Source organism: Spiroplasma melliferum KC3 (genome assembly GCF_000236085.2).
GTDB classification, from domain to species: Bacteria; Bacillota_I; Bacilli_A; order Mycoplasmatales; family Mycoplasmataceae; genus Spiroplasma; species Spiroplasma melliferum.
The window spans coordinates 18,123-41,801 of record NZ_AGBZ02000001.1 but is presented as its reverse complement, the minus strand read 5'-3'; the positions used below and the strand labels follow the sequence as shown (position 1 = coordinate 41,801).

Genomic DNA, 23,679 nt, shown 5'->3' with positions numbered 1-23,679 from the left:
ATATAATTGTTTAAAATGAAAGATGGAGAATAAGAATGCGCCAAATTTTAAAAAGTTATTTAAAAGCATATTTTAAAAATTGAATTGAAGCAGGAGGCTTAATTCTTTTTATTATCATTATTATTGCAACAATTGCCGGAATTTTATCAGGGGCGTTACAATATAAAATAAAATATAATGATTTAATTTATACCTCTGAGCAATGAGATTATGGTTTTAGTGTTGAAGATTATAAACCTAATTTTATGGAAGATTATTATTTGCATAATAAGTTTATTGATCAAGCAATTTTAAATGAAAACAGTAGTTGGTGAACAACAACAAAAAGTGTTTGTGATAGTCTTGCAAGTCCAGCATTACAACAAATTTGCTCAACAAGTCAAATTATGGCTAAGTTATTTGAAGTTGCTCAATACCGAGGAATGTATCAAAACATTGATGGTGTTAATCCAATTGCCTATCTTTATTTTCAAAAATATAATTGAAATCAACCAAAAGAAATGGTGACACGGTTATTAGCACAAAAAACTTTGCCAGAATATTCTGTTGGTGTTTTTGAAGCGATTTCATTTAAACAAGAAACTAGTTCAAATTATACTTTAAAGATTACTCCTGCAGTAGTACAAAATTTAGAACAAACAGCACCAGTTAATTTTAACCAATTGAAGTTATATCAAGGACGGTTACCAATAACAGATGATGAAGCAGTTGTTAGTAGTTTATTTGCGGAGCAAAATAAGTTAAAGATTGGAGATATTTTTTCAGTCATTCCAAATAACCCAAAATTTAATTTAAAAATTGTTGGAATTGGAAATAATTTAGATAATTTTATTAAGCAGACAAATTTAAAAATTAATAATAGTAATGATATTCGGAAATATGGTGTTTTATTTACAACTGAGCGATTTTACACTCAATTTCAGGATGCAAATGTCCGTGGTGAGTTAGGAACTATTACTTTAAAACCAAGTCAAAAAATTTTAATTAAGTTAAATTCATCAAATGCAATTTTAACTTTAAAAGAAAATTTAGCGCAAGGATATATTAATCCAACAGCAACTTTAATTCCATATGAAAATAATTATATTGCAATGCAAACGCAAAATATTAACATTCAAATTATTTTATATAGTGCCATTGGTTTTGTGCTTTTATTTTTAGGTTTTATTTTTATTAATTATACAATGAAAAAAGAGATGAATAAAACTCGTCGGCAAATTGGAATTTTTAAAGCTTTTGGTTATCAAACAACTGAATTATCATGAATTTTTTCAACAAAGTTTTTTGTTACGATGCTATTTGGTATTATATTAGGATATTGTGTCAGTATTCCTATTCAGTTATATGTTAATACATTATATACAACAGGATTATTAATTCCATTTAAACTAATTTATGTTTCTTGATGATTTATGCTAATTTTGTTTTTAGTTATTCCAGTCTTTTTTACTACTTTATCATTTTTATTTACAATGAGTTATTTAAAAAAACCAAGTTTAGTATTAATTAATGGTGCAGGAAAAATGCATTTTTATGGTTTAATAATTGGCATTAAAAAAATTTTTAGTAAAACAAGTTTCTTGTTTCGAATTAAATTGGCATTTACTTTAAAAGGATTTTGAAAATGAATAATTGTAATGTTTATTTTCTTTATTTCTTCATTACTCTTTATCATTCAATTTAATGCATCTGATATTTTTAGTCAAATTGTTTATTCGTTTAGTAATGTTTATCAAAAAGATGTTGACCATCGATTCCAATTTCCAAGTTTATTAACAATGGCAACAAGTTATAGAACTCCAACAGGAGAAGAAAAATTAAAATTAATAAATAATAATCATTTTCAAGTGTTACCAACAAGTGATGTTGAACAAACACAAGCGGTTTCATTAGCAAAATTTAATGAATTAGCAACGGCTATTCATCAAAATCCGATGGATATAGAATTATGAAGAAAACTCCTCCTTTATCAGCCAATTTATCAATCAGTTTATTTAACTGATTTAATTCAAGTTGTTAAAGATATAAAAAATATTACAGGAAAAAATTTACCAGATTGAGGGAAAAACATTATTAATTTAAGTAATCTAATTGACCAAACCCATGTTAAGACAGTTGTTAGTTTTAATACATTGTATTACAATCCTCAAACAGAATTGCCAGTTCTTAATTTAGCTGTAACTCCAAGTAATCGTGAAGCAGCAGTCATTAGTGATCTTAATTTAAAAGGGATTGAACCAGATACTTGAGCAGAGTTTTACCAAATGAAAGGTGTTAGTGAGACCGTCATGACTGAATTGTTTGCGGCACCATTAACAAGAACACAAATTCCTGCAATTATTTCAGAAAAAATAGCTAAATTAAATAATTTAAAAATTAATGACACGTTTGAATTTACAGTTAAAAATGTAAGATCTACTTATAATTTATCAATTGTTGTTAAAGGAATTAATAAAAATGATACAACACGAAGTAATGTTTTTATTAATGCTAATACTATTCGATTTTTATTTTATGATTTTAACGGAAAACCAGTACCAGGTGATTTTTATGATGGTGTAATTTCGAAGGAAAAAATAATTTATGATAAGATTAATCCAAAAGATTTACTAATGGGGAAACAGGATTATAAAATTTCGTTGCAAAACTTAACAATTAACATTTTTAATCATAATATTACCGATAATTTAGGAAAAATTATGACGACAATAACTAGTGATGGTAGTGATATTAGTATTTTTACTGGTCCAAATAATGTTGAATTAATTACCTTGCAAAAATTATTAGCATCAGCAGGCTTAGGGATGTTAAATGATTCATTGTTGATTTTACAAATATTAAATGGAATTATTATTTTCATTATTTTATCAGTTATTACTTCTTCAGTAATTGATGAAGCTAGCCAAGTTATTTTAACAATGCGAGCCTTAGGATATAAACCACGGCAAGTAAACTTTATTGTGATTGGTAATTATGTTCTTGGTGTTTTATTTACCTTCTTTTTTGCATATGTTATTTCCTTACTAATTTGGCATTTTGCTGTTAATATTATTTTAGAACAGTTTAGATTTGTTATTAATTTGCCATTAAATTGACAAACACCATTAAAAGTTGGAACTATTATTGGGATTATTTTAGTTTTAGCATGACTATTATCTATGCATTTAGTAAAAAAACAGAAACTAAATGAATTAACTGAGTAAAATAGGTTATAATAAAATTATAAAATTTCAGATTAAATCGTTGATTTAGGAATAGTAATTAATACGCTTATCGTCAGAGAGGTTATGGATGGTGCAAATAACTGGTGAGATATTAAGGAATTCACCTAATGAGAGCTGCTAATCCCAGCCGGATTATTGATATTAATGATTCGTTAACTGTAATTAAGACTATTTATTAGTAAAAAAAGGATGGTACCGTAAGAAATTGCTCCTTGTTTATATTTTTTAATATAGACAAGGATTTTTCTAACTTAATTAGACTTCAACAAGAAAGGATCAAGCAATGGAAAAAGAATTAGAATTATTATTTAATCAAGCAACAAAAAAAATTAAAGCAGCAAAAACAGTAGCGGAAGTTAATACGCTTCAATTAAAATATTTGGGAAAAAAAGCAATGTTGAATGATTTATTGAAAAAAATGAAAGATTTAACGCATCAAGAACGTTTAACAATTGGACAAAAAGCAAATCAAATTAAAGGGGAATTAACCGTATTATGTCAAACTAAAAAGACAGAATTAGAAAATGCTTTATTATTAGCAACAATTGAACAAGAAAAAATTGATTTGTCGTTACCAGGATATAATTTAGTGTTAGCAACAAAGCATCCTTTAAACCAAGTTATTGATGAAATTTCTCAATTATTCCAAGAATTAGGATATGATATTGTGTTTGGAACTGAAGTTGATGATGATGAATATAATTTTCAACGCTTAAATTTACCATTAGGGCATCCCGCTCGTGATATGCAAGATACATTTTATTTGTCTAAAAATACATTATTACGAACACATTGTACCAACATGACAGCCCGTGCAATTTCGCAGATGAAAAGTAAAAACGAAATTATTGCGATGATTTCAGCCGGAAATACTTATCGTCGGGATGATGATGATGCTACGCATTCACACCAATTTATGCAAATTGATGGATTTTTAGTTGCTCCAAATATTACTTTTGCTAATTTAAAATGAACAATTCAATACTTTTGTCAAAGAATGTTTGGTGAAGCAACGCAAATCCGTTTACGGCCAAGTTTTTTTCCATTTACAGAACCGTCAGTTGAAGTTGATGTTACTTGTGTTAATTGTCAAGGTAAAGGTTGTTCAATTTGCAAGCAAACTGGATGAATTGAGATTATGGGGTCTGGGATGATTAATCCGCTTGTTTATGAAGCATGTGGTCAAGATCCAACATTAACTGGCTTTGCTTTTGGGATTGGAATTGAACGAATTGCGATGTTAAAATATGGAATTGATGATATTCGTCGTTTTTATACGAATGACATCCGCTTTTTAGAACAATTTAAGAAATTTGATTAGGAGGTTTAAAATGATTATTACAAGAAGATGATTAAATAAATATATTGATTTTACTGATATTAGTAATGCTGATATTGCTGCTGCTTTAAATAGTTTAGGTTTTGAAGTAGAACGTACGCATAATTTTGATTGTAATAGCAATATTGTTTGTGGCCGAATTCAAGTGGTTAATGAAATTCCTGATACGCATTTAAAGTTTTGTCTCGTTGATACAGGCCAAGAATTAGTTGACCCAATTGTTTGCGGAGCTAGTAACCCAGCTGAAAACGGATATGTTGTTGTTGCTCGTCCAGGAGCAGTCTTAGCAAATGGAACAAAAATTGCAAAACGCGAAATTAAAGGATATGCTTCGGAAGGAATGATGTGTTCATTAAGTGAATTAGGAATTGGTGAAAAATATTTAACAGCAGCCGAACAAGATGAAATTATTTTAACTTTTAATGAAAAAGAAGTTTCATATGATATGATTGGTGCTGAGGATATTTTAACTAAAATTGGTTTAACTGATTATTTATTTGAGATTGATTTAACATTAAATCGAAGTGATTGTTTAAGTGCTTACGAGTTAGCTCGTGAATTAGCTCGCTATTTTAAACGAGAATTATTTCCGTTAGAGTTAGAATCAACAGAAAATTTAAAAGAATATCAAAATCCATTAAAAGTAGTAATTGCAACATCAGCAGTTGAATCAGCAATTAGCGTTAATGTTAAATTAACACCAGAAAAAAGTCCGTTAAAATTATCAGATCGAATTTGGTTAAAAATTAATGAATATCAATCAAATGTAGCAGATCCATTTGGCGATTTAGCAATTAAAGCAACGCTTGAGACAGGCCAACCATTATTGCTTTATGATTTTAATAAAATTAAAAACCCTTTAAAAATTACTGATGATTATGAAAATAAAACTTTTAATATTAAAAAAGGTGATTTAGTTGTTGTTGATGGGAATGAATTTGTTGAATTAATTGGGATTCGTGTTAATCCGGCTTATGCTATTAGTGCTACAACAACGGAAATAACAGTGTTAGCACTCCATTTAAATCATATTGTAATGCGTCAACAACAACGAAAAGTTGGCACTAGTAATATTAATTTGCAACGTTATATTAAACCACTTAGTTATGCTACTGTTGGGTTAGGATTATCACGTTATTTGTACTTATTAAAAATTAATGGTTTTTTGGCAGAGTTATCAGTTTTAAATTTTATTAAAGAATATAAGAAAACAGTTGAACCAATTAGCCTTACCTTACTTGAGATTAATCAATTTATTGGTCATTCTTTTACCTTATTAGAAATTAAAGCTTTATTAGAACCATTAGCTTTCCAATTTAAAGAAGAAGGCGAACAATTGTTTGTGACACCACCAGTAACCCGTACTGATATTTTCCAAAAAGTTGATTTAATTGAAGAAATTGTGCGGTTATTTGGTTATAATAACATTATTGCTAAACCGCCAGTTTTACCAAATCTAGTTAAAGCTAAACGTCCCGCTGAAAAAACAATTAAAAATTTTGAAACTTTCTTTTTAAATAATGGTTTTTATCAGGCAAAAACATATGCATTAGTTAAACAAGAGGAAATTACTAATTTTAATTTTTTTAATTATCAAAAACCATATCAATTATTATCTCCCTTATCAGAAGAACATGCGGTAATGCGCTTAAGTTTAACAAATAGTTTATTAAATAGTGTCGGATATAATAATGCTCGAAATCAAAAAAATGTTAAATTATTTACTGTTGAAAAAATTTATGCAAATGAGAAAAGTTATTATCATGGGGCCTTTGTAAGCCAAATCGAAATTGTTCAAAATAAAATAACAGGAGATAATCTTTCTAATTCATATTATTATATTAAAAGCTTATTGGAAGCTTATGTACAAAGTGAACAAATTGATATTAATGAATTATCATATCAACAAGCACCAAAAAATAAAGTTTACCATCCTTATCAAACTAGTCATGTTTTTTTAGGAAAACAATTATTAGCAATTATTGGTCTGATTCATCCTGCATATCAGAAAGAAGTTAATCTAAAAAGTGCAACTTATTTTGGCGAAATTAATTTTGAGGTAATTTTTAATTATCCGCAGAAAAAACAAACATTTTTTACACCGCTTTCTAAATTTAGCGCAAGTAATCGTGACATCTCAATTTGGGTACCCGCCACAGTAACCTATGAGCAAATTAAGAAAAAGATTTTAACTGGTGTAAAAAATGTTGTTGCGATAGAAGTTATTGACCAGTATTTTGATCATAACGAAATGCCTAACTATGTTGCTTTAACAATTAGTTTTACGTTTAATGATATGACAAAACAGTTAACTGAAGCAGATATTAACCAACAATTTGAACAAATTAAAATGAATTTGAAGAAATTACAATTACAAATTCGTTAGAAAAGAACATTTATTGAGGATTAAGTTAATAATTTATCGTAAACAAGCTTAATCCTTTTAATTAGGTAGCATTTTATTTATCATATAAAAAAGAACATCTTTTGAAGTAGATGTTCACTAGTTATTTTAGTTTTTTAACATATTCATGTCATTCATCAATGGCTGTATAATAATCTTGGTATTCTTCATTATGAGTAGGATGATATTTTGCAATTAACATCCCAAAGACAATATTAATTAGCATTAACCGCGAAACATAACGGGGATTATCAACATAAAAATTTAAAATTTCAGTATTTTCTAAGGTTAGTTTTTGCAAATTAGGTGGTCCTTTATATTCTTTGTTAATAGTTAATAAAATAATTTTAACATTTCGTTTTGTTGCAATTTCAATTAGAAAATGATATTCAGCATCTTGTAAACTTTTTGAAATTAAAATTAATAAATCATTTTCACTAAGAGTTTCAATTAATTGAATTGTGGCATAATAATTAACAAGATAAGTTGAATTATATTTTAAAACATTTAAGTGTAAATTTAAATTTTCGCAAATTAAAGTGTGGCGACTAATTCCCCAAATAACAATTCGTTCACTATTATGAATTGTATCAATGATTTTTTCTAATTGATTAACTTTTAAATTTCGGTAAGTTTCATCTAAGGCATAAGTATGCAGTTTATAAATATTATCAATAATATTATGGAGAGTTGTCTCATTTTCTTGAATATCGAATTCTTTGATATTATTATACTTTCCAGCAACTCATACTTTAAATTTACTATAATTTTCAAACCCCAATTTTTTAATTAACCGACTTAAGGTAGAAGTATTGATGAAAAGGCTATCTGCTAATTCGTTAATAGTTAATTCTAGAACACTCTGAATGTCATTATTTAATTTTTCAATTAATTGAATCTGTAAATCAGTTAATTGGTTTTCTTTGTCATATGTTATAATTTTCATTTTGGCTCCTCATTTTTACAGCACATTTATATTTTATAAAAATAAATGTATAATCATATTATATTATATTAATGAATAATTTAACAAAAGTTTTATTATGGCAAGATTATTCAAATTTGACAGAAAAAGTCAATAATGAGGGAACAAAATGATTTATACAGAAACAGATTTTATTAAACAACCGCAAGTTATCGTTGATATACCATTACATATTAGTCCAGAATTACTAGATTATTCGGTTAATATTAGAGGAATCAAAGATATTACCATTAAGGGAATTATTAATTATCATCCAGATCTTAATGCGATTAATATTATTGCAACAATTATTGGTGAAATTGTTGTTGAGGATGCTCAGACATTAGAACATTTTTCTGTTCCAGTTAATTTAGAATGAAATGATGAATATAGTTTTAAATTTTTTAAAAAAAGTGATATTAATTACTTAAATGAGCAAAATTTTGATATAATAAAGTATGCGTGAGATGAAATAATTATGAATATTCCTATTAATTTATCTAAAAATAGTGATAAAATAATTAGTGGTGATTCAACTTGGCAAGTTTTTTCGGAAGAAGAATTTGCAGCGTATCAAGCAGCTCAAGCGGATTCACGATGAGAACAGTTACACGAAAAATTAGTTAAAACAACAAAGGAGGAGAAATAATGGCGGTACCATTTCGAAAAACATCCAAGCAGGCAAAAAGAAAACGCCGAACACATTTTAAATTAGTTGGAGCAACTTTGATAGCATGTAAAAATTGTGGAGCATTAATTAAGCCACATAGAGTTTGTCGTGAATGTGGATATTATAAGGATAAAGAAGTTATTAGAGTTGATTAGGTTATAATAACTAATTATGGGAAGGGATCAGGAGATTCTTTTTTTTTTTTTTTTTTTGATTATATATCTTAGTTGTGGACCATTATTTTTGTTCTCTTTACAATTTACATTTTAAAAAATCCTTTAATTATTGACTTATTAGTAGGATTATTTTTTTTGTAAAAAATTTTTTAGGAAAAGTGTTGCAATATGGGAAATAGTATAATACAATATGTATGAAAGTGGGGGAGAATGGGGCAAAATGGCATTATTAGGAACTTACAATCATACATTAGATGATAAAGGACGATTAACAATTCCTTCTAAAATGAGAGAACAGTTTAAAGATGATAAAGTCTTTATTTCTCTTGGTTTTGATGGTTGTATTGATGTTCGTAATGAAGCTGAATGGTTAAAGTGAACAGAAAAAGTTGCTTCAACTGGACAAGCCACAGCCGAAGGACGGGCTTTGACACGAAAAATTATGTCAATGTCGGATGAAACTACTTTCGATAATGCTGGACGAATTAAAATCTCGTCCATTTTACAAAATAAAACAAATATTGTAAAAGATGTTGTTATTATTGGAAACAATGACCACTTAGAATTATGAGATCCAAAAGTTTGAGAAGTATATATTGAACAAGCACCAGGAATCGAAGAAGCGGCAAAAAATTTTGAGGAAAAAATTTAATGTATGGAATTTAAACATCAAACAGTCTTATTACAAGAAGCAATTGCCGGTTTAAATATTCTAAACAATGGGATTTATGTTGATTGTACCTTAGGGCGAGCTGGACATAGTCTTGAAATTTTAAAACATCTTCCAAATGGAAAGCTATATTGTTTTGAACAAGATGAAGCAGCAATTATTGCTTCTAAACAAATTTTGCAGGAAAGTAAATATCATAATTATGAAATTATTAAAAATAATTTTGTTAATTTAGCTGCTGAATTACAAGTACGACAAGTTAAAGCAGTTAATGGGATTTTATATGACCTCGGAGTATCATCACCACAATTAGATGATGATAACCGTGGTTTTAGTTATCGTTATGATAGTCTATTAGACATGCGGATGAATCAAAAGCAAGAATTAACCGCAAAAATCATTGTTAATACTTATTCACAAGAAGCTTTAGCAAAACTTTTTCAGGATTATGGTGAAGAACCATTTGCAAAAGTAATTGCAAAAAACATTGTTATTGATCGTAATACACAAGAAATTGTTACTACTTTCCATCTTGTTGAAATCATTAAAAAAAGCTTGCCACAAAAGATTTTAAAAAAAGCGAAACATCCGGCAAAACGAGTTTTTCAAGCATTACGGATTGAAGTAAATCAAGAGTTATTTGTTTTACAAGAATCATTACGACAAGCAACAACTTTATTAGCAGTGCATGGTCGCTTAGTTGTTATTTCATTTCATTCATTAGAAGATCGTATTGTTAAAAAATATTTTCAGAGTTTAACAAAAGATCCTAATTATGAAATAAATCAACAATTACCAGTAATATCACATTTTGAAAGTGATTATCAGATTATTACCAAAAAAGCAATCGTACCTTCGGGAACTGAACAAGCAAGAAATCATCGGAGTACAAGTGCTAAATTAAGAATATTAGAACGGGTGAAATAATATTCTAAAATTTTAAAAGGAGGAGGTGAACGAAGTGGATTATAAGTTAAAAGAAGTATATGCTGTGTTAGAAATTAAAAATTATAGTTTTAGTTTTATGGTTGGTGTTTATACTGAATCACAAATTAAAGTGCTTTATAAAAGACATCTTGAATATCATTTTTGTGATAATGGTATCATTATTGATGAAAAAAATGTGGCTAAAGAATTAGTTAATTTAATTAAAGATGCAAATCGACAATTAGGAATTGTGATTGAACGAGTGGCAATTAGTATTCCAGCTAATAATATGACAATTAAAACTTCAACCAAAATGCTAAATTTAACACATGATCGTCTAATTACAAAAAATGATATTGATTCATTAATTACATTAGCAAAAGAAGTTCCTTTATTAGATGATGAAACTACTTTTTTTATTAGACCATATCGTTACATTCTGAATGAACAAAAAGCATTATCAGCGCCACCAATAGGGCAGGCGGCGCACAAAGTAAGTATTAAGGCAATTGTTTATGTAACAAAAAAACGAATTATTCAAAGTATTTTTGCTACCCTTAAATATGCCAAAATTGAAGTTATGGGTATCCTTCCAGAAGGGTTTAGTCTTGCGTGAAATATTGCATCACCAGTTGATTTGCAAAATGGGATTACAATTATTAATTGAGATTATGATAATATTACCGCTTATGTCTTTGTTCGTGAAACTTTATGCGATCAAATTATTATTCCGGGTGGGATTAAAAAAATAATTACGCGGTTACGTAATGTCTTAAGTTGTGATAATAAGCAAGCACTAAAATATTTATACAAAATTATTAATTTAAATAATAATAGTAAAGATAATTTAATTATTTACAGCAAATATGATCATCAACACCAAACACAATTAAATTTTACCCATTATGATTTAAAACGAATTGTTAATCATGTTTTAACAGAAGAAATGGAAACATTAAGTGAAAAGTTAGCTAATAGCTTAGGGCGCTATAACTATCCAGCGGTTGTTGTTGGTGAAATTTTACGAATTAGTGGGTTTAAAGAAAATCTGTTGGCGTTAAATAAAGATAAAAATGTTACTGTTTATATTGCTTCAACATTAGGAGCAAAAGAAACATGATGTACTGGCTTATTGGGAAATATTTATTATCAACATTTAGCAAATAAAGTTAGTGCAACAAATATTCAATCGGTTGATCATCGTTATATTCGTTACTTAAATAATAATGGTGATAAAAAAGGACCACGAAGTGACAAAAATGGTGAGCATTACCAACCAGGCGGCAATGTTAATCCAGCACAAGGGGTTATGCCGCTAAGTAAACAGCATTTAAATGGTTCACAACAATATCAACAAAAATACTACCAAAATATTAAATAAATAGTATAATATATAAAAAATGGAGGAATTAAGGTTATGGACAATTTTGATAATTATGAACAAGTCGCGTCAATAAAAGTGATCGGTATTGGTGGTGCTGGTAATAATGCAGTTAATCGTATGATTGAAGCAGGCGTGCAAGGGGTTGAATTTATTGTTGCTAATACTGATGCCCAGATTATTAGTGTTTCAAAGTCAAAAAATAAAATTGTATTGGGTAAAGAAACATCGAAGGGGCTAGGAGCAGGTGCTAATCCTGATGTTGGTCGCCAAGCAGCAATTGAATCAGCAGAAGAAATTAAAGATGCTTTAAAAGGGGCAGATATGGTTTTTGTTGCCGCTGGAATGGGTGGTGGAACTGGAACTGGGGCTGCTCCTATTATTGCCAAACTTGCTAGAGAACAAGGCGCTTTAACCGTTGGAATTATTACAACGCCATTTTCATTTGAAGGTCGTGCGCGCAATAGTTATGCCATCCAAGGAACGGAAGAACTACGTAAGCATGTTGATTCATTAATTATTATTTCAAATGATCGCTTATTAGAAGTCATTGGGGGTGTCCCATTAAAAGATTCGTTCAAAGAAGCCGATAATATTTTACGCCAAGGAGTTCAAACCATTACTGATTTAATTGCAGTACCATCCTTAATTAATTTAGACTTTGCAGATATTAAGACTGTTATGAAAAATAAAGGGAACGCTTTATTTGGGATCGGTATTGGTTCAGGTAAAGATAAAGCAATTGAAGCTGCTAATAAAGCAATTATTTCTCCATTATTAGAAGCGTCGATCCGTGGTGCACGTGATGCTATTATTAATGTTACTGGTGGAAATACCTTAACCTTAAATGATGCTAATGACGCTGTTGATATTGTTAAACAAGCAATTGGCGGCGAAGTTAATATTATTTTTGGAACAGCAGTTAATGAGCATTTAGATGATGAAATGATTGTAACTGTAATTGCGACTGGGTTTGATGAAGAACAAAATTTTACTAATCCGGATAATACTTATCGTGCTTCAATGGAAGAATATGAAGCACCAGCACCGCGTCCAACTCGTGACGCTGAGATTAATGATGACAACAATGATCAAGATATTGCTCGTAAACGACCAAGTTATTTCACTAATTTATCAGAAAATTCTGAACGTGAAACAGCAAATGCAAACCGTCGAATTAATGCGTGACGAGAGCATGTTAATAATAATCAAGTAGTTGAACATGACGATGAAGATGATGATTTACCACCATTTGTTCGTCGTAGTTGATAATAATGAGCATTTTTAAGAAAAAACAACGAAGTATTTACGACGCTCAACCACGAATTGATTTTAATGATAGCCCAACCGAACCAATCGTCCATAGTGATCAACCATTAGCAAAACCTGTTCTTGCTCCAGAAACACCCTTTCAAAAGGTGAATTTTGAGCGTGAAAACGAAATTCAAAATTCTTCGGAGACTAGTAGTGATACAAGTGTCTTGACAACTGGCTTCATTGCTGATAGTTATAATGATGCTCCAAAAATGGCGGATTTATTATTGACAAAAGGGCAATTAATTGTTCATTTAGAAAAATTACCAAAGGCAGAACGAATACGGTTATTGGACTTTATTAGTGGTGTTATGTATGCTTTTGATGGTGATGTTCAAAAAATTGAGTATAAAACCTACCAATTTACAATTCAAAAAGATGCTTAATAAAACCCAATTATTGCAACATTATCAGCAAGATTATGAATTAATTAATAAGATTAAAGGGTGATGTGAACAAGCACGCCGCGGTCAAGTTATTCACACAGATTTTCTTGATTTACGGAAAATTGCAATTTTACAAGCAATCTTGGCACAAGAAAACATTTCTAATTATGTTATTCATAAACCATTAACAAATGGTTTTCGTGCAACAGTTAGCTTTAATACTAGCCACGATAATACGGTTATTTTACATGCGAAACAACCAACATCGCATTTTTTTCAACATCAGCAGGTGCTTGGTTTTATTTTAAACCAATTACAATTAGAATTACGAGTCATTGGCGATTTATATATCACAGCAAATGATTTATATTTAAGTGTTTTAAAGAAAATTACTCCCGTGTTTGTTGATGCCCCATTAATTGTTCAAAAGAATTTATTAATTTGAACGATTAATCCTGCCCCGGTTGTTATTGAATACCAATTTACTATTTTTACAAAGACAGTAAAAAGTTTACGACTAGATGCGGTAGTAAGTGCACTTTGCAATGTTTCACGACAACAAGCACAAAAATATGTTGATCAAAATTATGTTTATGTTAATTTTTCCGTGGTAAATAATAAGACTTTTCAAGTTGCTTGTGATATTATAATATCAATAAAACGGTATGGTCGTTTTAAAATTAATGCAATTTTACCATCAAAAAATCAACATTATCGAATTACAATTGCAAAATTTGCATAAAAGTAGGGGAAAATATGGCAGAACAAGAGAAAGATTTACGGACAGTTATTTATGAACAAAATGAAATTATTGAAAAATTAACATACGATAATCGACAATTAATGTTGCGTTTACAAGAATTGCAACATTTAGAGCATATTTCACGTTATAATATTGAAAAGTCACGCGAAGCATTTGAAGTTGCAAGTAATAATGCAGGACGCATTATTATGAAAGCAGTTGATTTTTCTTATGCTTTTAAAGAAGAAATTGCGGTATTACTTGATGACATTGATCATAATCGGCATAATCCCCAAAATGTGTTAAAAGTAATTGATGATTTTTTAGAACGAAATAAACGAATTTATGCCTTTTCCATTAACGATGGTGAACGAATTACAGAATTGATTAAAAAAGAAATTATTAACAAAATTAAATAAATAGTGTAAGATTTACTTATAGGAAAACAAACCACGGTTATTTGCTCGTTTTATTACAGCAAGATTAGGATGATGTGAGCTAATCATAAAAGACAAATAATTATCTCTTGTTTTTACAATTTAAAATTAAGAAAAAAAGGTAAATATTATTGCAATATTTATAAAGTAAGATGGTACCGCGCATTGGCGCTCTTATAGTCTTACTTTTTTTATGACAGAAAGGAAAAAACACGAATGAATTATAAAGATACATTATTAACTCCCAATACTTTATTTGAAATGAAAGCTAACTTGGCGGAAAAAGAACCACAAATTCAGTTAGAATGACTTAAAACAAATGTTGTTTCAGCACGCTACCAACATAATGTTAGCAACCAAGCCTTTATTTTACATGATGGGCCTCCGTATGCAAACGGAGATTTACATGTTGGTCACGCCTTAAATAAAATCTTAAAAGATTTTATTGTTCGTTATTATAACCAAAAAGGATTTTATAGTCCGTGAATTTGTGGCTGAGATACGCATGGTTTGCCAATTGAAACTGCTGTTGTTAAAAGTGGAGTTGATCGGAAAACAACCCCACCAGTCGCATTTCGCCAAATTTGTCGCCAATATGCTTTAGACCAAATTAAAAAACAAATTACGCAATTTAGTCGGTTAGGATTATTTAGTGATTTTCAGCAAAAATATGTGACATTAGATTTGGCATATGAATTAGAACAATTACGTTTATTTCAAACAATGGTCCAAAAAAAATTAGTTTATCGGCAATTAAAACCAATTTATTGATCACCTTCAAGTGAGTCAGCTTTAGCAGAGGCAGAAATTGAATATGCTGATTTAACATCACCATCAATTTATGTAACTTTTACGGTGACAACAGGGAATAAGACAATTAACCCAGGAACAAAATTTTTGATTTGAACAACAACACCGTGAACAATTCCAATGAATCAATTATTAGCGGTCGGCAAAGATATTGTTTATGTTGAAGTACTTGTTGAGGGTGAAAAATATTTATTTGCTAAGGCTTTATTAGACCAACTGCAAACATTATTAAATTGAAAAAAAGTTAAAATTGTGCAAGAAGTGGTTGGTGCCAAATTAGTTGGCATTATTACAAAACATCCTTTATATGAACGTGATAGTCTTGTTGTGCTTGGCCACCATGTTACTGTTGAAGCTGGAACAGGAATTGTTCATACAGCATCCGGATTTGGTGAAGATGATTATTTAATTGCGCGGGCTAATAATATTCCAATCTTTGCCCCGTTAGATGATGCTGGAAAATATACCGCTGAAGTAGCAGATAATAGTTTAGTTGGTGTTTATTATGAAGATGCTAATAAAATGATTGGACAACGATTAGAACAAAATGGCGCTTTGTTAAAATTAAAGTTTACAAAGCATCGTTATCCAATTGATTGACGAACAAAAAAACCAGTTATTTACCGAGCAACAGCACAATGATTTGTTTCAATTGAAAAAATTAAACCAGAATTATTAAGTGAAATTAAACAAGTACAATGGAATCCACAATGAGCAGCAAAAAGAATGGAAACAATGATTGAAAATCGTCAGGATTGATGTATTTCTCGACAAAGATTATGGGGTGTGCCAATTATTGCCTTTTATGATGAAAACAATCAACCACAATTTACACCAGAATTAATTGAACATGTTATTAATTTATTTGCAAAAGCAAAAACAACGGACATTTGATTTGAATGAAGTGCTGATCAACTGTTACCACCAGCTTATCAAAATCGCAATTGACGAAAAGAACAAGATATTATGGATGTTTGATTTGATAGTGGAGTTAGTAATTTAGCAGTAACCAAAGAATATCATTTGCCCCATCCCGTTAATGTTTATTTGGAAGGAATTGATCAATTTCGAGGGTGATTCAATTCATCGCTAATTACTTCAGTTGTGGCAACAGGACATGCTCCGTATCAAGTTGTTTTATCACATGGGTTTGCTAATGATGAAAAAGGGCGAAAAATGAGTAAATCATTGGGCAATGTTATCTCCCCATTATCGATTACTGACCAGTATGGGGCTGATATTTTGCGAATGTTAGTAGCTTCGGTTGATTATCGTGATGATGTTAAAATTGGTTCAGAAATTTTAAAACAAATTGCTGAAGCTTATCGAAAAATTCGTAATACATTGCGGTTTTTGTTAGCAAATTTAAATGATTTTAATCCACTAACAGATTTACAACCAAAATTAGCGGAAGTTGATTATTATGTCTTACATTTAGCTCGTGAATTTCAACAAAAAGTAAATAAAAATTATGAAGAATTTAATTTTAATAATGTTTATACTTTAATTAATAATTTTGTTACAACAACATTATCAAAATTTTATTTGGATTTTACAAAAGATATTTTATATATTGAGGAAATGAAATCACCACGTCGTCGTGCGGTCCAAACAACATTATATTATTTATATCGGATTTTAGTTGATGTTTTAAAACCAATTATTCCGCATACCGTTGAAGAAAGCCACCGCTTTATTACATATCCCCACCAACAAAGCTCGGTTCATTTAGAAGAAAATTTTGTTTTAACAATGTCGATTAATGATAAGTTAGTTGCAAAATGAGACCAAGTATTAAAGTTACGAGATGATGTTAACAAAGAATTAGAACGTCGTCGTGAACAAAAAGAAATTAAAAAATCATTAGAGTGTCAAGTAACGATTGCTTTAAAACCAGCCTATGCAAGTTTAGCAACAATTAAAGATTTATATCAAATTTTTATTGTTAGTGAAATTATTTTTACTACTGACCATCAGAACTTAACGGAATATGAAACTAGTTATTTAAAAGTTCAAGAAAAAGATGGTCTAAAATGCCAACGTTGTTGAATGATTTATAATCAGTTAAATGGACAAAATAATGAAATTTGTAATCGTTGTTTTAATGTTTTATCGGCAAAAAATGTGCGATAATGTATAAAACGAAAAAGGAGTCAAAAGCAAATGAAAGAACGAACAAAACAATTTTGATATGATTTTAAAGACCATTTTAAAAATCGGAATTATATTTGAAAATATAAACTCCAAGTTTGCCTACCAATTTTTATTTCGTTATTAATTTTAGATATTATTACGAAGCAATTAGCTTTTCATTTATTGTCACATGACCCAGCGGCTCCCGAAGTTAAATTTCTTGATGGATTTATTAATTTTAAATTTATGGTTAATAAAGGAATTGCTTTTGGGACAAACGCTGATAATCTTCCACTTGTCATTGTTGGTGCAGTTTTCATTACTTTGCTTGCATTTAGTATTTTTTTATATATTAATAATAAAATTGCCGCCGTTGGTTTAATTATGATTACGACGGGTGGCTTTGGGAATTTAATTGACCGAATGTGAAATCATGGTGGTGTTGTTGATTTTCTAGCATGAATTTTATTTCCACCTTATAGTGTGTTTAATTTAGCTGATAATTGAGTAACATTTGGTGTTATTGTCTTAATTCTTGCTATTATTATTGAAATTATTCAGTTTTATCGTGAACGAGCACGAAACAAACGTGAGGAGCATTCGAATTCAAATGGCTAAGTTTACGTTAATTGTTTCATCATCAGCTCGAATTGATAAAATTTTAACTGATTATTTTAAAACAAATACCACTCCTTTTTCACGAACTAAAATACAAGAATTAATTAAGCAAGAGAAAGTTCAAGTTAATGGGCAAGTTGTACGGGCAAATTATGTTAGTCAAATTGGAGACCATGTTATCATTGAATTTCCAAGTGCTAAAGCAAGTGAATTAACACCCTTGGCAATCCCATTAACAATTTTGTATGAAGATAGTTATTTAATGGTTATTGATAAACCAAATAATTTAGTTGTTCATCCAGCCCCAGGGCACCAGAATGATACTTTAGTTAATGCTTTATTAGCACGAGGGGTGCAGTGGTCAACTGCTAGTGGTGAACAACGGCCTGGAATTGTGCACCGGATTGATCGCCAAACAACGGGAACTTTAATTATTGCTAAAAATGATGTTGTTCATCATCAACTACAGCAACAAATTCAAACAAAGCAGTTACAACGCCGCTATTTAGCTCTTGTTCATGGTCAAATCATTGAAAATCGGGCAAAAATTGACGCGCCGATTGGGCGTGACCCTAATAACCGTAAGAAAATGCTAGTTACAGCAAAAAATTCTAAAAAAGCAGTAACTAATATTGTTGTAATTGAACGCTTTAATGATTATACTTATATAGAGTGTGAATTAGAAAGCGGACGAACTCATCAAATTCGAGCCCATCTAAAATACATTAATCATCCTATTGTTGGTGATCCGTTATATGGCACAGTCGCTGATAAAAAAGAAAGCTTTGGACAATATCTGCATGCATATCAATTAAGGTTTATTCATCCAGTTACTAAAGAATCTCTGACCATTACAGCAGCCTTACCACAAGAGTTTGAACAAAGATTAGCAATATTACGCGCGAAAGGATAGAAAACAATGAGTTTTGATAAAGATAAGTTATCTCTAGTTGATTATTTTTTAAAACAAGAAAAATACAATGTTTATAAAAATAAACCACGCAATAATAATAATGTTTATTTATATAAAGTTGATAGTAAAGAATTTCAAATTATTAAAATTATTGATGATTTTAGTGGTGAATTTAATGACTTCATCATTAATGATGAAGTTGTGCAAACGTTAAGGACTTTTTTAAATAAGAAATTTCAACGCGCAAAACTTACTATTTTATCAATTGTTTTAATTGAAAATCGTTCGCAAATTTATAAAGATGATAATGGCGATGTAACATTATTTGTTGATAAAAATAATTATCTTGATCGTTTAAGTACTTATTATCCTAACATTACAATGTTGCAAGAAAATAACGAAAATGATACTTCAATGGCTGGAATGACAACTGAGGAAATTTTAGATGGGATTAAAGATCCTAATAGTAAATTAACAAAAAATTTAAAACAACTAAGTGATAAATTAAGTGTCAATAACCTTGGTGTTACTTGAGTTTTAATTGCTTTGTTATTAATTATTCCAATTGTTGGAATCTTTTTTGGTGCTCAAATTTTTAATACCCAAGGTTTAAGTGAAGGAGCGACCCAACTTGTTTATGGTGGGGTTACGCGTGATTTATTAATTTGAAATAATCAATGATGACGATTATGAACATATGTTTTATTTTCAAGCAATCCATTGTTAGTAGTTTTAAATTTATTTATGATTTTTAGTGTTGCTCGTTATGCGGAAGCTCTTTTAGGACGTTGACGCTTATCAATCATTTTAGTGGTTGGAATTCCGTTAGCGGGAGTCTTTTTAGCAGCCGTATTACCAAATTGAATTTTTGGTGGGTCAACAATTTTATTAGCAATTTTATGAGGAAGTTTATTTAGCTATAATTATGGTAAAGAAGATTTAGGGGCTCTAATTGCAAACCAACGAACTTTAATTATTATGCTTTGGTTATTAATAATGCCAATCTTTTTAGGTTATTCATTTTATTTAATTAATTTTGTTGGCTTTTTTGTTGGTAGTGCTCTTGGTTATGCCTTAGAATTTAACCGTTCACATCGTGTTAATTGAACAATATTATATCCGGTTTTTATTATTGTAACAATGATAGTGGTTAGTACAATTGCATTATTATGAATCCGTTATGTTCCACCTTTTAATAGCGCTGTTATTAATGCATTATTGAGTTATTACCGCGCAGGCTTATTGGAACGGAGCGCAATTGAAGAAATGTTAAATAATTATTATTTTTATCCAAAAGCAAATTGACCAATCTTTTTGTTACAAAGTCAAGCTAATCTTAATGATATTTTTTCTAACTTGAAGGAAGGAATATCTAATTTATGACAACAGTAGCAGAGAAAAAACGTAATGATTATTTATCATGAGATGATTTCTTCTTAAGCGTTGCGCATGTTTGTGCAATGCGAAGCAAAGACCCCCATACCCAAGTTGGCAGTTGTGTTGTTAATCAAATTGGACAAATTATTGCGACAGGTTATAATGGTTTACCCCGTGGCTTAAATGATGATGATTTTCCATGAGCGCGAGAAGGGAAATATTTAGAAACAAAATATCCTTATGTTGCGCATGCTGAATTGAATGCCATTTTAAGTGCACGAACAAATTTAGAAAACTGTCGGATTTATACAACTTTATTTCCTTGTGCAGAATGTACAAAAATTATTATTCAAGCTGGAATTAAAGAAGTTATTTATGATGATGACAAATACGAAGGTAGCGATGATAATCAAGCAGCAAAACGGATGTTTGACCAAGCACAAGTTCGTTATCGTTGTTTACCAATTATTAATGTTATAGTAGAACGACAAAAGGAAAAATAATTAATTTACAAATAAAACTATCAATTATCAAATATTAACAAAATACTTTAGTAACTTATTTTATTTATCAAATATTTATCAAATATTAGAGGCAGAAAGGTTTTTTTAGATGAAGCATTTTTTTACGGATCGGAAATTATTAATTTATCGGATTATTGGTATTATGTTAATTTTTGTTTTTTTAGTTTGTGATTTTATTTTAGCTTTAAAAACAAACAGTGGCATTTATGGGCAGTTACCAACTTATGGGGAGCGCTTAAGCCATTATTATTCATATTTTACGCCGCAAACAAATTATTTAGTTTTTGTTTATTTTGTTTTTTATTTATTTCAAAAAAAATTTAAAAATACAAAACCAGATTTTATTATTCGATTAATGGTAACAGTTTATATTACAATGACAATGCTAGTATTTTGATTAGGGTTAGCAGTTCAAGGTGATATAGTAACAAACATGAGTGTTTATGAATGAATTTCAACATTTATTTTGCATACCATTATTCCAATTGCGATGATTTTAAGTTACATTGTCACAGCTGGTGATACATTTTACAAATTTGAAATCCATCATAAAACAAATTATTGATTAATTTGTTTATATCCAACCCTATATTTAATTTGTATTTTAATTCGTGGTTATATTCGGCACAGTGATCACCAACCAGACAATACTTTATTTCCTTATTTTTTCTTAAATTTTTATGCAACAAATGGCTTTGCTTTGTTAGCTGTTGGATCAGTGTTAATTTTTACGCTATGTACTTCATTTCAATATTTTTATATTTGAATTAATAACTTATTTTATTTTCGTAAGCAAATTAAAGAAAATAATATTACAAAAGTTGACCAAATTAAAATTATGATAAATATTAAACAACATCGCCAATTAGATCAAAAAGGTAAAATTGCCATGATTCTAGCAATTTTAGTTGCTATTTTTAACATTATTTTTTCGGTTCTATATTATGTTTATCGTGATATGTGGTCAAAAATCTTAAATTATCCTTATCAAAAAGAACTTGTTTTAGCTTTCAGTATTATTAGCATTTTTAGCATTATTACATTAGTTTTTGCCATTTTAGGATTAAAAAATTTTTATTGAGCTCGAATTGTTGTTGGTTTTTGTTCAATTGCGTTAGTATGTTTTAATTGAATTTGAATTCTTGGTTAAATAATCACAAATATTCAAAAGCAGATTTAGATGCTTATTTAGCAACACATCAACAACCATTAAAATATAAAGCAAAAATAATTCCTAATGAAATAATTTCTTTTGATGAAGATGAAAAATAATCTTTCTAGAAGATTATTTTTTTGTTAAATTAAAATGCTCTTTTAAAAATTGAGTATAAGTAGTTGTTGGCATTATTTCTTTATATTTACGGGCTAGTGCTTTAACATCTTCACTGGCTCCTAAGGGGAATGATAAATGATATTTTGTTTCAAGTTCATTAATTTTAATTAGAAAGACTGCACGACTTAAAATAGCGCTACAAGCAATGGCTAATGATTTTTCTTCTCCTTTAGTGATAAAAACAAGGTTATCTTTTATAATTGAACTCATTTTAGTTTGTTGTAAATATTCAAAATATTTTGTTTCATTAACAAATTGGTCAATAAAAATTGTTTTATTAGTTAACTGATGTTTTGCTAATAATTGGACTAAAGCTTGATTATGGGCTAAGGTTTTAATAATATGGGCGTTTTGGTATTTAGTATATCATTTATTATAAAGTTCATTATTAATAATAATAGTGATACTTTTGACCATTTTTTTAATTTTTGGGGCTAAACTTAAAATTTGTTGTTTTGTCATCTTTTTACTATCTTTGATTGGTAACTTTGCTAATTCATTAAAAGTTGCAATAGGAAGATAAGAAGCGGTAACAACTAGCGGACCAAAAATATCGCCAACACCAACTTCGTCATTACCAATAACATCTTTTTGAAAATATGTAACTGGAGCAGAGACATTTTTATTTGGTAAAGAACTGGTTAAGGCTGGAAAAAAACGCTGTGCTTCTTTTTCAGCTTGATAGCCTTGGAACAAAACACTTTTTGTTTTATAAATTGTAATAATAATTCCATTTTTATTAAAAACACTAACTTTATTGGGATCTGTATTATTAATTGCATAAGGTTGATAAGCAGTACTAATCGCTTTAATAATTGTAGAATCAACTTTTTTAAAACTGATATTATTCATATGATGGCCCTCATTGTTTTCTTTTATAAAATTATTATATCGTTTTTCATCCTTTTTTGTTAAAATATTAATAAGTTATCAAACGGAGGAAAAAATTATGATTAAAAATGTTGGTATTGATATTATTCAAAATAAACGAATTAAACTATCGACAGCATTCATTCAAAAAGTATTAAGTCCAGTTGAAATAAAACAATATGCAGCTTTTTTTAATAAAAATGCTCAACGACAATTTTTAGCAGGCCGATGAGCAGTAAAAGAAGCTTTAATTAAAGCCTTAGAAACTAAGGTAATTTTAAACGAAGTAACAATTTGTTTAAAAGATGATAATAATCTTCATGTTGAAGGTCTTTCGTTAAAACAAAATGAACTTGTTCATGTTTCCCTTAGCCATGAGCGAGATTATAGTGTTGGCTTTGCAATTTTTTCAACTTTTTAACAATTTTTAATAATTGTTTTTTTTGTTTTTTTTGGCAAAAGTAGAG

At 29.2% G+C, this 23,679-nt stretch carries 22 protein-coding genes; 20 read left to right on the top strand and 2 right to left on the bottom strand.

Annotated features, from left to right (window positions below; translation table 4 throughout):
- The first annotated feature begins 35 nt into the window (after positions 1 to 35).
- The 3 genes from SPM_RS00190 (at position 36) to pheT (ending at position 6,949) form a co-directional block, all read left to right on the top strand.
- On the top strand, positions 36 to 3,203 hold the full coding sequence (locus SPM_RS00190) for an ABC transporter permease (RefSeq protein ID WP_004027587.1): 3,168 nt from the start codon (positions 36 to 38) through the stop codon (positions 3,201 to 3,203).
- 304 nt (positions 3,204 to 3,507) lie between these two features.
- Complete coding sequence (pheS, locus tag SPM_RS00185) at positions 3,508 to 4,545, top strand: phenylalanine--tRNA ligase subunit alpha (RefSeq protein WP_004027586.1); 1,038 nt, start codon at positions 3,508 to 3,510, stop codon at positions 4,543 to 4,545.
- A 10-nt stretch (positions 4,546 to 4,555) separates the two neighbouring features.
- Entirely contained in the window at positions 4,556 to 6,949 is a 2,394-nt protein-coding gene (pheT, locus tag SPM_RS00180; protein ID WP_004027585.1) for a phenylalanine--tRNA ligase subunit beta, read from the top strand.
- 121 nt (positions 6,950 to 7,070) lie between these two features.
- Here the strand turns inward: pheT and SPM_RS00175 are convergent, their stop codons facing one another.
- The gene (locus SPM_RS00175; RefSeq protein ID WP_004027584.1) at positions 7,071 to 7,913 is read right to left on the bottom strand and encodes a MurR/RpiR family transcriptional regulator; all 843 of its coding nucleotides are present in this window, start codon (positions 7,911 to 7,913) and stop codon (positions 7,071 to 7,073) included.
- Positions 7,914 to 8,061: 148 nt separating this feature from the next.
- Between SPM_RS00175 and SPM_RS00170 the strand changes: the two genes are divergently transcribed.
- The 16 genes from SPM_RS00170 (at position 8,062) to SPM_RS06470 (ending at position 22,281) form a co-directional block, all read left to right on the top strand.
- Positions 8,062 to 8,580: a DUF177 domain-containing protein gene (locus SPM_RS00170; protein WP_004027583.1), complete on the top strand. Its 519-nt coding sequence runs from the start codon at positions 8,062 to 8,064 to the stop codon at positions 8,578 to 8,580.
- Positions 8,580 to 8,756 (top strand): 50S ribosomal protein L32, encoded by a 177-nt coding sequence (gene rpmF / locus SPM_RS00165; protein ID WP_004027582.1) that lies wholly within the window; start codon positions 8,580 to 8,582, stop codon positions 8,754 to 8,756. The genes SPM_RS00170 and rpmF overlap by 1 nt, the downstream gene beginning before the upstream one ends.
- A gap of 241 nt (positions 8,757 to 8,997) precedes the next feature.
- Positions 8,998 to 9,429 (top strand): division/cell wall cluster transcriptional repressor MraZ, encoded by a 432-nt coding sequence (mraZ, locus tag SPM_RS00160; RefSeq protein ID WP_004027581.1) that lies wholly within the window; start codon positions 8,998 to 9,000, stop codon positions 9,427 to 9,429.
- 3 nt (positions 9,430 to 9,432) lie between these two features.
- A complete protein-coding gene (gene rsmH, locus SPM_RS00155; protein ID WP_004027580.1) occupies positions 9,433 to 10,374 on the top strand; it encodes a 16S rRNA (cytosine(1402)-N(4))-methyltransferase RsmH in 942 nt (313 codons plus the stop codon).
- Between the two features lie 34 nt (positions 10,375 to 10,408).
- Positions 10,409 to 11,755 (top strand): cell division protein FtsA, encoded by a 1,347-nt coding sequence (locus SPM_RS00150; protein ID WP_004027579.1) that lies wholly within the window; start codon positions 10,409 to 10,411, stop codon positions 11,753 to 11,755.
- A gap of 36 nt (positions 11,756 to 11,791) precedes the next feature.
- Positions 11,792 to 13,027 (top strand): cell division protein FtsZ, encoded by a 1,236-nt coding sequence (ftsZ, locus tag SPM_RS00145; RefSeq protein ID WP_004027578.1) that lies wholly within the window; start codon positions 11,792 to 11,794, stop codon positions 13,025 to 13,027.
- Between the two features lie 2 nt (positions 13,028 to 13,029).
- Positions 13,030 to 13,455, top strand: a complete 426-nt coding sequence (locus SPM_RS00140; protein ID WP_004027577.1) for a cell division protein SepF — start codon at positions 13,030 to 13,032, stop codon at positions 13,453 to 13,455.
- Positions 13,448 to 14,197: a S4 domain-containing protein gene (locus SPM_RS00135; RefSeq protein ID WP_004027576.1), complete on the top strand. Its 750-nt coding sequence runs from the start codon at positions 13,448 to 13,450 to the stop codon at positions 14,195 to 14,197. The genes SPM_RS00140 and SPM_RS00135 overlap by 8 nt, the downstream gene beginning before the upstream one ends.
- A 14-nt stretch (positions 14,198 to 14,211) precedes the next feature.
- Positions 14,212 to 14,616 (top strand): hypothetical protein, encoded by a 405-nt coding sequence (locus SPM_RS00130; RefSeq protein ID WP_004027575.1) that lies wholly within the window; start codon positions 14,212 to 14,214, stop codon positions 14,614 to 14,616.
- 234 nt (positions 14,617 to 14,850) lie between these two features.
- Positions 14,851 to 17,577 (top strand): isoleucine--tRNA ligase, encoded by a 2,727-nt coding sequence (gene ileS / locus SPM_RS00125; protein WP_004027574.1) that lies wholly within the window; start codon positions 14,851 to 14,853, stop codon positions 17,575 to 17,577.
- Positions 17,578 to 17,607: 30 nt separating this feature from the next.
- Entirely contained in the window at positions 17,608 to 18,195 is a 588-nt protein-coding gene (gene lspA / locus SPM_RS00120; protein WP_004027573.1) for a signal peptidase II, read from the top strand.
- Positions 18,188 to 19,108, top strand: coding sequence for an RluA family pseudouridine synthase (locus SPM_RS00115; RefSeq protein WP_004027572.1), 921 nt, complete (start codon positions 18,188 to 18,190; stop codon positions 19,106 to 19,108). Before lspA ends, SPM_RS00115 begins: the two co-directional genes overlap by 8 nt.
- A 6-nt stretch (positions 19,109 to 19,114) precedes the next feature.
- Positions 19,115 to 20,500, top strand: a complete 1,386-nt coding sequence (locus SPM_RS00110) for a rhomboid family intramembrane serine protease (protein ID WP_004027571.1) — start codon at positions 19,115 to 19,117, stop codon at positions 20,498 to 20,500.
- Positions 20,488 to 20,988, top strand: a complete 501-nt coding sequence (locus SPM_RS00105; RefSeq protein WP_004027570.1) for a deoxycytidylate deaminase — start codon at positions 20,488 to 20,490, stop codon at positions 20,986 to 20,988. The genes SPM_RS00110 and SPM_RS00105 overlap by 13 nt, the downstream gene beginning before the upstream one ends.
- 109 nt (positions 20,989 to 21,097) lie before the next feature.
- Entirely contained in the window at positions 21,098 to 22,159 is a 1,062-nt protein-coding gene (locus SPM_RS00100) for a hypothetical protein (RefSeq protein ID WP_004027569.1), read from the top strand.
- Positions 22,144 to 22,281, top strand: coding sequence for a hypothetical protein (locus SPM_RS06470; protein ID WP_004027568.1), 138 nt, complete (start codon positions 22,144 to 22,146; stop codon positions 22,279 to 22,281). Before SPM_RS00100 ends, SPM_RS06470 begins: the two co-directional genes overlap by 16 nt.
- Before the next feature lie 13 nt (positions 22,282 to 22,294).
- On the opposite strand, the gene rnhC is transcribed toward SPM_RS06470, so the two are convergent.
- Positions 22,295 to 23,194 (bottom strand): ribonuclease HIII, encoded by a 900-nt coding sequence (rnhC, locus tag SPM_RS00095; RefSeq protein ID WP_004027567.1) that lies wholly within the window; start codon positions 23,192 to 23,194, stop codon positions 22,295 to 22,297.
- A 97-nt stretch (positions 23,195 to 23,291) separates the two neighbouring features.
- Between rnhC and SPM_RS00090 the strand changes: the two genes are divergently transcribed.
- Entirely contained in the window at positions 23,292 to 23,633 is a 342-nt protein-coding gene (locus SPM_RS00090) for a holo-ACP synthase (protein ID WP_004027566.1), read from the top strand.
- The last annotated feature ends 46 nt before the right edge of the window (positions 23,634 to 23,679 follow it).